Source organism: Levilactobacillus suantsaii (genome assembly GCF_004115745.1).
GTDB lineage: Bacteria > Bacillota > Bacilli > Lactobacillales > Lactobacillaceae > Levilactobacillus > Levilactobacillus suantsaii.
The window spans coordinates 35,457-47,950 of the sequence record NZ_QXIL01000010.1; the positions used below are offsets into that span (position 1 = coordinate 35,457).

The following is a 12,494-nucleotide window of genomic DNA, read 5'->3' on the forward strand; positions in this document are numbered from 1 at the left end:
TCATATTTTTGAATTTTGCAAAAAATCAGCGTATGCTTAAACAGTACAATAAGAGAAAGAAGGCTGGCAACACATGGCTGATTTAGATGAAATCATTAAACTGCACGAACGCGCCACGGGGGTCCTGGATATCAGCTCCGAACTACCCGTCAATAACGCCGCCGACTTAGGTAAAGCCTACACGCCGGGGGTGGCTGGCATCTCCAAGCTCATCGCGGCTCATCCCGAGATGAAACGCAAACTGACGTTAAGTGGCAAACTCGTCGCCGTCGTCACCGATGGCTCCGCCGTTTTGGGGTTGGGCAACATCGGCCCCGCCGGTGGATTACCCGTCGTTGAAGGTAAAGCTCTACTTTACAAGTACTTAGCGGGCGTTGATGCGCTGCCGTTAGCCGTCGATCAAGTGCCCGTCGACCAAGTCGTCGCCACCATTAAAAACACCGCGCAGAGTTTTGCGGGGATCCACCTCGAAGACATCGCGGCACCCCGCTGCTTTGAAATCGAAGACCAACTCAAACAAGTTCTCGATATCCCCGTCTACCACGACGACCAGGAAGGGACCGCTATCGTGGTTCTGGCTGGTTTGATCAACGCGGCCAAAGTCACTCACAAATCATTAAGCGACTTAAAGGTCGTCGTCAACGGGGTCGGCGCTTCTGGTATCGCTACGGCCAAGCTCCTTTACGCCGCCGGGATTCACCAGTTAACCTTAGTCGACAAAGACGGGCTCGTCACCCCAGACGACACCGACTATAACCGTTACCAACGCGACTTAGCCAAACAAGTGGGGGAGACCCGTGCTCCCAAGACGCCGCTGTCACAGGTCATGACCGACCAGGACGCCTTTGTTGGGCTTTCCGACGCCGATGTGTTGACCGGAACTGACGTTGACCACATGGCCAGCGACCCAATCATCTTTGCCCTGGCCAATCCCAAACCCGAAATCGACCCGCAAGTCGCCCACGACCACCACGTTGGTGTGATGGCGACCGGCTCCAGCCAGTACCCGAACCAAGTCAACAACATTTTGGTCTTCCCCGGCCTGTTCGCCGGTCTGTTAGCCTCCGGACTGCGGACCGTCAACGCCGACCTCGAGACCAGCGTGGCGCACGCTTTAGCGGGCATGATTGCCACCCCAACGGCCGACGAAATTATCCCGAGCGTCTTTGCGGACGGCGTCGTCGACACGGTCACCGTGGCCGTCAAAGCCTTCGCCGAAAAGTAACCCGAATCTAGAAAGAAAGGGGCATTGTCCATGCAAGCCGACATCATTGATTTATACCTCACCGACTCCGCCACCCGTAAGCAGTGGCAAGCCCTTTTGACCGACCTGGGCATCACCAACTTTGCCGCCAGCGAAACGGCCCAGCTGGACCATACCGTGGGCATTTACGAGGGCGATAAATTGGTCGCGACCGGGTCCACGGCCGGTAACGTCATCAAGTACGTGGGGGCCTGCCATAAAAATAGCCAGGCTGGCGCCTACTTCAACGCCATCATCTCCGCGTTACTGACGCACTTGGCGCAAAACCAGATTTTTCACGTCTTCGTCTTCACCAAGCCCAAATACGTGGCCAGCTTCGAATACGTGGGCTTCCATGCCCTGGCACAGACCGAGAGTGGCGCCATCTTAGAGACCGGCGACACCGGGGTTACCGCCTATATTCAAAGCTTGCCGCACCCCGAACTCAAGGCGGACGCCAAGGTCGCTGGCATCGTGATGAACGCCAACCCGTTCACCGTCGGCCACCATTACCTAGTGGAAACTGCCGCTAAGGAAAACGACCTGGTCTACGTCTTCGTGGTCAACACCGACGCGTCGCTCTTCACCACGGCCGAACGCCAGAACCTGGTTACCGCGGGCACGCAAGATTTACCCAACGTTGTCGTGGTCAACGGGAGCGACTACATGGTCAGTTACGCGACCTTCCCGGCCTACTTCTTACCCACACCGGCAGCCGCAATCCATTTCCAGACTGAACTGGACGCCGAGATCTTTAAGACTCAGATTGCTCGACCGCTGAACCTGACCACCCGTTACGTGGGGACTGAGCCGTTCTCTAAGACCACTGGCATTTATAACCAGGTCCTAGAACAGCTCTTGCCTCCCGAAGTTACGGTCAAAGAAGTGCCCCGCCTGGCCGCAAACGACCAGCCGATTACAGCCACGGCCGTCCGCCAAGCCATCGCCGACAACGATTTAGCTTCCGTTAAAGCAAGCTTACCGGCCACTACCGCGGCGTTCATCCAGGCTCATTTAGAGACCCTGCAGGCCCGCATCACCGCCGGTCAACGGATTGCCGGTAACTAAACCAAGTGCTTTCAGAAAGGATTGTTCGTATGACACCCACTACCTTTGCGACCGGTGACCCGCAAGATATCGCCGCCGTGCTCGCCAATAAGGACCACCGCGCCGCTTACCAACGGCAACTCATGACGGCCCATCCCGACCAAACGGTCTTAGCGTTGAAACTCAACACCCCGGGACCCATCAAAAATAACGCCCGGATAACGGCGGCCTTTGACGCTGGATTGGCCGCTTTTACCCACGACCTGACACGCCAACAAGTGACCACGACCTTGGTCGACCGCTGGGACAACCCCACCGGCCCCGAAGCCTTCCTGTTAAGTGCCACGGATGCGACCACCATGAAACAACTGGCGGTGGCCTTGGAGGACCAGCACCCGTTGGGTCGGTTATTCGACATCGACGTCTTGACTAGCCACCACGAAGGCCCGCTGAGTCGCCAGGACAACAATCTGCCCCAACGGCGTTGCTTCATTTGTAACCGGCCAGCCAAGGTCTGTGCTCGGTCGCGCGCCCATAGTGTCTTAGAGCTCCAGACCGCCATCGACCAGACCCTCACCACCTACTTTACCGAACAGGAGTCGAAGCAATAATGTCCCTTGCACCCGCCATCTTAAACGCCCACCGCGCCCTCTTGTACGAGGTTTCCGTGACCCCCAAGCCCGGGCTGGTCGACCCCGCCGACGTGGGGCCGCACCCCGACATGGACGTCTTCACCTTTATCGACAGTGCTACGGCGCTTGAAGATTACTGGGCGACTTGTTACCAACTCGGCCACACCTTCGTGGGGGCCCACCTGCCTGATCTATTTCACGAGATTCGCCCAGCCGGCGTGGCCGCCGAAAAAGCCATGTTTCGTGCCACTCAAGGCATCAATACCCACAAGGGCGCCGTCTTTTCTTTAGGCGTCATTGTCGCGGCCGTGGGGGCCCAGACCCGCCACGCTGCTTACAACACCGGCGCGACTTTGAACTTAGTCAAAGCCATGCTGGCCGGACTGACCGCCCACGACTTCGCCGGCATCGCCGACAAGCCCGCCGACCAACTCACGGCCGGCGAGCGCCAGTACCTCAAGTACGGTACCACGGGCATCCGCGGCCAAGCCGAGGCCGGGTTTCCGGTGGTGGCAACCCTGAGTTTGCCCGCCCTACGGCGAAGTCGGGGGTCTCGGACCACGCGGTTACTCGACACGTTATTGACCATCGTGGCCCACACCGCCGATAGCAACCTGATCAAACGTGCGGGTACCTTAGATATCGTCCCCTGGGCCCAACAGACTGCCCAGGAGATTCTGGATGCGGGGGGCAGTCAGACCCCGACCGGACGGCAACTTTTAGTGGCGATGAATACCACCTTCAAGGCTAAAAATTTGAGTCTAGGCGGGTCAGCTGACCTCCTGATTCTCACGATTTATTTAGGGTTAATGGAAAAGAGTCTTTAATTTAAATTTGAAACGCCCAGTGCTCCGACTTTCATCAGTCGCGGCACTGGGCGTTTTAAGTTAGCACAACACAAAAGGGCCCCCCAGCCACAAAAGCTTGAGGGACCTTCGTTTAGTTTCATTTCAATCAATGAGCTGATTGGCCGTGGTGCCGTAACCCAAAGAGCACGCTGATAAATTCACGCTGAATCTCGTTGGGTAAAAATTTCTTCCGAACCACTAGCGACATATTGAACCGGTCCGCGACCGGATCGCTTAACGCTAATGAACTAACCTGGTCGCTGGGTGTGATGGCGTCCCCCACTAAGAGGCTAACGCCAAAGCCTGTGGCGACTAAGGCTTTGATCAGCGGCATGTTCGGCGTACTGTAGACCACCCGCGGTCTAAACCCCGCAAAGTGACTATAATCACGCAATGCCTGCGGGTGCACGAATTTACCAGTCATCGAGATAAAGTTCTCGTTGGCAAGTTCACTAAATTCAATCTCCCCGCGTTGGGCCAACCGGTGCTTGGGACTGACGACGGCCCGAAACTCGTGCGCCGCGAGCAACGTCGCGTCTAAGCCCGGTTCCTGTAACGGTCGCACCGACCCTAGGAGCGCTACGTCAATCTTACCGGCCTGGAGTTCCTTCAACAGGTCTCCCGACCCGACTTCGAGCGTTTTCATATACTTCAACAGGCCGCGCGAGAACAACTCTCCCGCCACCAGCGGAAACCACAGGGTCCCGATGATGGGTGGCATGCCGAAACTAATCGTAGATTGATCAGCCCGCCGAACTTCACTGTGGGCCAAGTCTAGGTTCTTCAAGACCAGTTGGGCCCGTTGATACAACAGGAGTCCTGGTCGGGTAATCGTGAGCGTGTTATGCGCATGGTCGCGTTGGACCAGCGTGGCGTTAAATTCTGCTTCCAGGCGTTTGACCGCCACCGTAATGGTGGGCTGACTGACCGAGAAGCGCGCAGCGACCGCGGTGTAATTTTTTAAGTCCACCAGCGCCGCGAAATAGGCTAAGTCCCGTGTGTTCAATGTGTCGCCCCAATCTAACCGGGGGAAGACTAGTCCTTAACCTGCTTGATTTCGTCGATGATACTACCGTCACGGTATTCTACCATGGCAACGGTCCGGTCGGTGAATTCAAGCGGCTTCGGTTGGCCTACCCGCTTTTCGGCTAATTTTTGTAGGTCTTCGATCTTGAAGACTGGGACTCCCGGAATATTGCTGAGCTTAGCAACCAAGTCTTTTCGCTTAGGGTTAATGGCAATTCCTACTTCGGTGACCAAGACGTCAATCGAATCACCTGGCGTCACCACCGTGGTGACATCTGGCACGACCGTGGCAATCCGACCCCGAACCAGGGGTGCGGAAATGATGGTCAATTTGCTAGTGGCCGCATCTTGGTGACCCCCAACGGCTCCCCGAATCACACCGTCGGAACCAGTCATGACGTTGACGTTGAACTTGGTGTCGATTTCCAAGGCACTCAGGATGGCCACGTCAAGTTGGTCGACCATGGCACCCTTGTTGTCGGGATCAGCGTACCAGGACGCGTCGATTTCTTGTTGGTTCGGGTTCTTCTGCATGGAAGAAGCCGCACCCTTATCAAAGTCTTGGACGTCCATGACCCGCCGAACCAGGCCCTCTTCGAGCAAGTCCGTGGTTGGTTTAGTAATCCCACCTAAAGCAAAGGAAGCCGTAATCTTGTTGGCTAACATGGCTGCCCGTAAGTACCGGGTAACCGCTAAGGCCGCACCACCAGAACCCGTCTGGAAGGAGAACCCGTCTTTAAAGTACGGGGAGTGCGTAATCACACTGTTGACCATTTCGGCAATCTTCAATTCCTTTGGGTCCTTGGTGAACCGGGTAGCCCCTGATCCAATTTTATCAGGATCCCCGACTTCGTCAACTTGCACCACGTAGTCCACTTGGGTCTGCTTGATGGAAGCCGGCGTGTTCGGGTAGTCGACCAAGTTATCGGTCAGTAAGACCACGTTGTCCGCATATTGGGCGTCCATCAAGGCGTAACCTAAGGAACCAAAGACGGCCTTCCCAGCCATCCCGTTGGCGTTCCCTAGCTTATCAGCGTTTGGTACCCCGAGGAAGGCCACGTCGATCTTGATGTCGCCGTGTTCGATGGCCCGGGCCCGGTTACCGTGAGAGCGGAAGATGACCGGGTTCTTCAAACCACCGTGAGACACGAAGTCCCCGAGTGAGCCCCGCATCCCGGAACTGGTGATGTTGGTGATGGTCCCCGCTTTGATAGCTTCGATGACCATGTCGTTCATGACCCCAGTCAGAGAAGATGGGGCTAACGTCAAGTTCTTGATGCCAGCGTCGATGATGACCCGCATCACCTTGTTAAAGACATAGTCCCCGTTTCGGAAGTGGTGGTGAAACGAAATCGTCATGCCGTCTTTGACCGTGGCCTTGACCACGTCTTCGATGGACTTGACGACCTTGTTGTCACCCGTGGAAACGTGAACTTTAGGAGCGACCCGTTGGATGTCGGGGTTCCCAATTTCAGTTGAAGTATATGGCTTGTAATCTAATTCCTTCAGCAAGTCATCGGACAAGGTCCGGTTTACATTATTCTTCAATATCATTACCCTCCTCGTCAACTAAGTGTGACGCCTGTGCTAAACGCATCACGCGTTGGGCCCGCATTACAACTGGCCGGTCAACCATTTGACCGTTCATCGAAATGACACCAGAGCCCTTCAGCTTGGCTTCCTTGATGGCGTTGATCACGTTACGAGCATTCGCAATTTCCTTGGCCGTCGGTTCGTAGACCGAGTTGACCATCTTGATCTGCCGTGGGTTGACCAGTGACTTCCCGTCGAACCCGAGTTGGTGAATGTACCGGGTCTCGCGGTAGAAACCATCGGTATCGTCCATGTTGGTGAAGACCGTATCGAAGGCGGCGATGCCAGCGGCCCGGGCGGAGTGGAGTACCATGTTGCGGGCAAATTCCAGTTCGGCGCCATCAGGGTAGCGGTGCGTCTTCATGTCAGTGGTATAGTCTTCAGCGGACAAGGCCAATCCGATCATCCGGTCGGAGGAAGCGGCAATGGCGGGGGCGTTCAAGACACCCTTGGCACTTTCGATGGCCGCCATGACGTGGGTGGAGCCAACTTCGCGGCCAAATTCCTTTTCGGCAGCTTCGACATCCTTGACTAAGTCTTGAATCATCTTGGCGGATTCGACTTTTGGTAACCGCACAACTTCGATGCCGGCCTTGACCATGGCCCGCACATCGTTGTGGTAGTACGGCGTGTCAATGCCGTTGACCCGCACGACTAATTCGGCACCTTCGTAATCCTGCGTTTGCAGGGATTCGTAAACTAAGACTCGCGCCGCGTCCTTTTCAGCTAAGGAAACGGAGTCTTCGAGGTCGAACATAATGGAGTCGGCACCGTAGATTCCGGCATCCTTGACCATTGCGGGGTTATTCCCCGGCACGAACATCATGGTCCGGCGTAAACGTTCTGAATTTTCTGCCATCGTTAGAATACCTCCCATGCTGGTTGATCCGTGGTTCCTAAGGCCCGTTGCGCAGCGGCAATGGTCCGTGCCTTGACGACACAATCCAACGCGCCCTTGTCAACGGCCTTGACGTTGGCTGCCGTAATCTTCAAGGCTTGCAATGTCTGGGTGATGACGGCCCGAATTTGGTCGCCGAATTGCTTTTCCACCGCGGAGTCCAGGGTAATCTGGATACCGTCGGTGCCTTTGCTCAACATAATTTGGATATCGGATGACTCCAAGGTACCCGCTAATGCTGTTTGCTTAATCTCCATTAAGTCCATCCCTTTCACGAGTGTTAACTAGTCATGTAAATCATCACGAAGTTATCTGACGGAATTGATTTCTTTTACCCTTTAATTGTAGCTCGTCTTTTGAAAAAATTCAAATATTTCTGTTATTTTTGTATTTTTTAAAATATTTTGTGAAAGAAAAAGCTATCTCGCTGAGCGAGATAGCTTTCATGTTTACCAAAGACCCAGAACTTTCATCCAGAGACTCCCAATGCCGAACCAAACGACAAGGTAGAAGAGCCCTAAGATGGCGTTCATGCGCCACCAGTCGGATTGGGCAACGTAGCCCGTCTCGAAGAGTAACGTAGCCGGACCACTGGCGTAGTGTGACGTAGAACTGTACAACGCCCCACACATCGCCAACGTAATCCCGGCGAACATCGGTGGCACGCCGGCCGCAATGGCAATCCCCAGCAGCGCCGCGTACATGGCACTGACGTGGGCGGTCCCACTGGCGAACAGGTAGTGAGAGTAGAAGTAGAAGACCAACAGGATGGCCAGGACCAAGCCCCAGTTCATGCCGTTCAAAGCGCCCCCTAAAGCCTTCGATAACCACGGAATGAAACCTAAGTCGTTTAATTCGTTGGCCATGAAGATCAGAATGGAGAACCAGATCAACGTGCTCCAAGCCCCGGTTTCATGCAGGATGTCATCAATGGATAAGACCCCACAAAGAATCAGGATGGCAACGGCTAAGAAGGCAACCGTCGCCGCATCGATGCCGATGACGCTGGACAAAATCCAGAGAACCAAGGCCAAAACGAAGACCCCGGTCATGACTTTTTCGGCAAACGTCATCTTCCCCATCTTGGCTAATTCACCCTCGGCCCAACTTTTGGCGTGGGGGGAATCTTTAACTTCTGGTGGATACATCTTGTAAATAATGTATGGAACCAATAACAAACTAATGATACCTGGAACCACACCGGCTACGAACCAGCCCATCCAGGTGATGGTGACGTGGAGCGTCTTCGCCAAAGAAACGGCTAACAAGTTTGGCGCCATGGCGGTCATGAACATTGCGGACGTGATGATATTCCCGTGGAATTCCACGTAGGTCAGAAAGGACCCCATCTTCCGTTGGGTACCGTCTTCCGGGTCGGACCCGAAAGTTTGCGCCAATGACTTCAGAATCGGATAAACAATTCCTCCGGCCCGGGCCGTGTTACTTGGCGTCGCCGGTGACAGAATCAAATCGACCCCGACTAATGAGTAAGCCAACCCTAAGGTCCGCTTCCCGAAGAGCCGCACGAAGATCAATGCGATTCGCCGCCCTAAACCGGTCTTCACAAAGCCCCGAGACAGGCAGTAGGCCATAACAATCAGCCAAACCGTCTTGTTCCCAAATCCGGTCACGGCCTTGTCCATTGGGACGAGTCCCACCAAAATGGTGAAGACGAACCCGGTCAAAGCCACCCCGGCAATCGGCAGGGGCTGGGTGATACACCCAATGATGGTCGCCACGAAAATGGCGAACATGTGCCAAGCGGCCATCGAGACGCTAGCTGGCTTGATTGGTGAGGCCAACCAGATGATCAGCCCAATTAGAATGGGCCAAATAAATTTTTTATACTTTACTTTTTCCAATGACATTCGAATGCCTCCGTTGTGCTATGTGCTGAAACGACTCTCAAAATGAATAACGACGGATCGAAACCATTGTGCTGAGACCTGTTTCAAACGTTGGTGCTTGCCTTACCTCGTGGGCAGGTGCCGCGGGGTAAGGCCCTCCTAAAATTAGAAGGTCCATGTACACGAAAGGGCAGCTGGCCGTTTGCTAACCGCCCTGTTCGTTTTAAGATTAATTACGCTTGCAAGTAGGTGTAGACTTGTTCACCCGCTTGCCGGCCAAAGACCACCGTTTCGGCGATGGAGTTCCCACCGATCCGGTTGCTCCCGTGTAAGCCACCAGCAACTTCACCGGCCGCAAACAAGCCGTTAACCGGCGTGCCGTCAGCCTTCAAGACCTGGGTCTTAGGGTTAATCTTAATCCCACCCATGGTGTAATGAACGGCCGGGGCAATGTGAATGGCGAAGAACGGGCCAGCCGAGATGTCGCGGTCCATCCCCATGGTCCGGTTAAAGGCGGCGTCCTTTTGTTGGGCCACGTCTTGGTTCCAGGTAGCGACGGTCTGCGTCAAGGTATCGGCGTCGATGTCTAACGCCTTGGCTAAGTCGGCAATGCTGTCACCGTGCTTGACCAAGCCAATGTGGTCGTAAAATTCAACGGCCTTGACCCGGGAACGAATGCCCGTGTCAAAAATCAGGTAAGCACTCTTAGCGGGTAACTTATCAATGGCGCCCGTCACGTTCTTCCGGGTATCCAGTTCGTTCACGAACCGCTTGCCGTCGGCGCCTACTAAGATGGCACCTTCGCCCCGCACAGCTTCCCCAATCAGGTAAGCATGATCGGTATCTTGTTGGACGGTTGGGTGGACTTGAATCTGGTCCATGTCGACCAAATCAGCACCAGCGGCCGTGGCTAATTCAATCCCGTCACCGGTTGCACCAGGTTGGTTAGTCGTGTTGTAGCCGACCAAATCCTTGCGGTACTTGCCAATCAACTTCTGGTTGGCCCCGAAACCGCCGGTGGCTAAGACCACGGCGTTGGCGTTGATGGTTTCGCCAGCCGCTTTTTCGGTCTTCACCGTAACGCCAGTCACCTTGTCGTCGTTGACGTTAAGACTTGTGACCGTGACGTTAGTAAAGACAGGAATCTTTTCGGCTTGGACCTGCTTCAATAACTCGGTGACCAGAAAGCCACCAATTGGGGCCATCGAACTTGGCCGGTGGGTCCGCTTCTTCTGCATCCCCCCGGTGATGGTCAAGTCGTCCAAGATGATCCCGTGGTCGGCCAACCAGTCGATAGCCAAGGCACTGTGGCTGGTGAAGTACTTCAACATGTCAGGATCGTTCAACTTACCGCCACCCTTGTAGGTGTCGGCGTAGAACTCGTCGAAACTGTCGACCACGTGGTTGTGCAACTGGACGTTGGTCTCAGCGGCGTTCATTCCGGAAGAGGCCCGGTTGGTGTTACCCCCTAATTTTGGCATCTTTTCTAAGACGACCGGATGCAAGCCTAATTCGTGAGCTTGTAAGGCGGCAACCAGGCCGGTCCCACCAGAACCAATGACAATCAGGTCATAGCGGTCTTGTAATTCTGCTAAATCGTTTGGAACAAATTTAAACTTTTCTGCCATGAGTGGTTTCCTTTCGTGTTACTTCATGCTTTTATCGTGATGACGGGAAACGGCACCATCACGTGCCGTTTCGCCAAACTTATTTACGTGCATTACTCATCCAGGTTGGCTACCGCTGCCCCGAGGCTAGCCGCAGCACTGATCAGTAAGGTTACTGCTAACAGGGTCATCAGGCGTCAATCCCTTCAAAATTTACCGGTCGATGTTGGTCATCTTCAACGGGTCGACCCACTTGTCAAAGTCTTCAGCGGAGACCTTACCGGATTTAACGGCAGCTTCCTTCAACGTTGACCCGGCTTTATCAGCCGCTTGGGCAATCTTCGCACTATCATGGTAACCGATGTGCGGAGATAAGGCCGTGACCGTCATCAAGGAGTTGTCGACTAATTCCGTCATCCGCTTCTGGTTGACCGTCATGCCATGGATCATCTTGTCGGCAAAGCCCATCATGGTCCCGCGTAAGAGTTCGGCGGATTCCAAAAAGGCGTCGATCAAGACTGGCTTGTAAACGTTCATTTCAAAGTTCCCTTGAGATGAAGCGACCGTAACCGTGACGTCGTTCCCCATCACACGAGCCGCTGCCATGGTGATGGCTTCAGCTTGGGTTGGGTTGACCTTGCCGGGCATGATGGATGACCCTGGTTCGTTAGCCGGAATGTTCAATTCATCGTAAGCCGCCCGAGGACCAGAAGCGAGGAACCGCACGTCGTTAGCAATCTTCATCAAATCAGCCGCTAAGGTCTTCATCGCGCCGTGAACCACGTCCAAACCAGAGTGATGAGCTAAGCCATAGAACTTATTGGTCTTTGCCGTGAACTTTGGCCCGTAGACCTTGCTCATCTTCTTAGCGATTTCTTCGGCAAAACCAGGTGCGGCGTTCAAGCCGGTCCCGACAGCGGTTCCGCCCATCGCGAATTCGAGTAAGGTTGGATCTAAAGACTTCAAGTAGTCCAAATCATGTTGGATGGCACTGGCCCAGCCGCTAACTTCTTGGCCAAAGGTCAATGGCGTCGCATCTTGCAAGTGGGTCCGGCCAATCTTGACCACGCGCCAGTATTCTTTTTGCTTAGCGGTCAATTCATCGATTAAGTGTTGGGCAGCCGCTTCTAGTTTTTGGACTGCGACACTAGCCGTGATGTTCATGGCCGTTGGGAAAATATCGTTGGAGCTTTGACCATGGTTGACATCATCGTTGGGCAAAACTTCGATATCTGGGTTCAATTGCATCGCTTTGTTAGCGACAACTTCGTTGGTGTTCATGTTGGTTTGAGTTCCGGAACCCGTTTGGTAAACACGGAGTGGGAAGTCCTTGCGCAGGTCTTCGTCGCTCAACGCCAAGAGTTCATCAATCGCCTTTTGAATCAGGGCACCCTTTTCGGCGGAAATCTCGCCTAAATCTTGGTTTGATTCTGCAGCGGCTTTCTTAATCTGTAGTAATGCCCGAATAATTGCGATTGGCATGAACTGACCGGTTGGGAAGTTGTTCCGGCTCCGTTCCGTTTGGGGACCCCAAAGTGCGGTGCTAGGAATCTTAACGTCGCCTAAGGTATCTGCTTCAATACGATAATCTGCCATGGTAAATTCCTCCAACTTTTTTGTGATATGAATAACATTTAACTTAAAAAACTAACGAGGGAATATCTGAAAATCATGAAAATTCCCCCGTGACTTTACGAACAACCTTAGAATAGCTGGAATTTTTGGCTATAGTCAAACCCTATTGGGGGTATAA

11 protein-coding genes are annotated in these 12,494 nt (G+C 54.0%); 4 read left to right on the forward strand and 7 right to left on the reverse strand.

The features are described from left to right. The first annotated feature begins 73 nt into the window (after positions 1 to 73). From DXH47_RS06535 to citG, 4 genes are read left to right on the forward strand one after another with little or no spacing between them, the layout of a single operon-like run. On the forward strand, positions 74 to 1,225 hold the full coding sequence (locus DXH47_RS06535; RefSeq protein ID WP_129032560.1) for an NAD(P)-dependent malic enzyme: 1,152 nt from the start codon (positions 74 to 76) through the stop codon (positions 1,223 to 1,225). A gap of 30 nt (positions 1,226 to 1,255) precedes the next feature. Next, complete coding sequence (citC, locus tag DXH47_RS06540; RefSeq protein WP_129032561.1) at positions 1,256 to 2,311, forward strand: [citrate (pro-3S)-lyase] ligase; 1,056 nt, start codon at positions 1,256 to 1,258, stop codon at positions 2,309 to 2,311. Between the two features lie 29 nt (positions 2,312 to 2,340). Further along, positions 2,341 to 2,901, forward strand: coding sequence for a citrate lyase holo-[acyl-carrier protein] synthase (citX, locus tag DXH47_RS06545; RefSeq protein ID WP_129032562.1), 561 nt, complete (start codon positions 2,341 to 2,343; stop codon positions 2,899 to 2,901). Continuing rightward, on the forward strand, positions 2,901 to 3,749 hold the full coding sequence (citG, locus tag DXH47_RS06550; protein WP_129032563.1) for a triphosphoribosyl-dephospho-CoA synthase CitG: 849 nt from the start codon (positions 2,901 to 2,903) through the stop codon (positions 3,747 to 3,749). Before citX ends, citG begins: the two co-directional genes overlap by 1 nt. A gap of 127 nt (positions 3,750 to 3,876) precedes the next feature. Here citG and DXH47_RS06555 read toward each other — a convergent pair whose 3' ends face one another. The 7 genes from DXH47_RS06555 to DXH47_RS06585 form a co-directional block, all read right to left on the reverse strand. Continuing rightward, on the reverse strand, positions 3,877 to 4,776 hold the full coding sequence (locus DXH47_RS06555) for a LysR family transcriptional regulator (protein ID WP_129032564.1): 900 nt from the start codon (positions 4,774 to 4,776) through the stop codon (positions 3,877 to 3,879). 29 nt (positions 4,777 to 4,805) lie between these two features. Next, the gene (gene citF / locus DXH47_RS06560; RefSeq protein WP_129032565.1) at positions 4,806 to 6,344 is read right to left on the reverse strand and encodes a citrate lyase subunit alpha; all 1,539 of its coding nucleotides are present in this window, start codon (positions 6,342 to 6,344) and stop codon (positions 4,806 to 4,808) included. Next, a complete protein-coding gene (gene citE / locus DXH47_RS06565; RefSeq protein WP_129032566.1) occupies positions 6,334 to 7,248 on the reverse strand; it encodes a citrate (pro-3S)-lyase subunit beta in 915 nt (304 codons plus the stop codon). The genes citF and citE overlap by 11 nt, the downstream gene beginning before the upstream one ends. A gap of 2 nt (positions 7,249 to 7,250) precedes the next feature. After that, positions 7,251 to 7,544: a citrate lyase acyl carrier protein gene (citD, locus tag DXH47_RS06570; RefSeq protein ID WP_129032567.1), complete on the reverse strand. Its 294-nt coding sequence runs from the start codon at positions 7,542 to 7,544 to the stop codon at positions 7,251 to 7,253. 192 nt (positions 7,545 to 7,736) lie between these two features. After that, the gene (locus DXH47_RS06575) at positions 7,737 to 9,155 is read right to left on the reverse strand and encodes an anion permease (protein WP_129032568.1); all 1,419 of its coding nucleotides are present in this window, start codon (positions 9,153 to 9,155) and stop codon (positions 7,737 to 7,739) included. Positions 9,156 to 9,367: 212 nt separating this feature from the next. Continuing rightward, entirely contained in the window at positions 9,368 to 10,762 is a 1,395-nt protein-coding gene (locus DXH47_RS06580; RefSeq protein WP_129032569.1) for a flavocytochrome c, read from the reverse strand. 192 nt (positions 10,763 to 10,954) lie between these two features. Then, positions 10,955 to 12,337 carry a class II fumarate hydratase gene (locus DXH47_RS06585; protein WP_129032570.1) on the reverse strand — a complete coding sequence of 461 codons (1,383 nt, stop codon included), beginning with the start codon at positions 12,335 to 12,337 and terminating at the stop codon, positions 10,955 to 10,957. Positions 12,338 to 12,494: the final 157 nt, after the last annotated feature.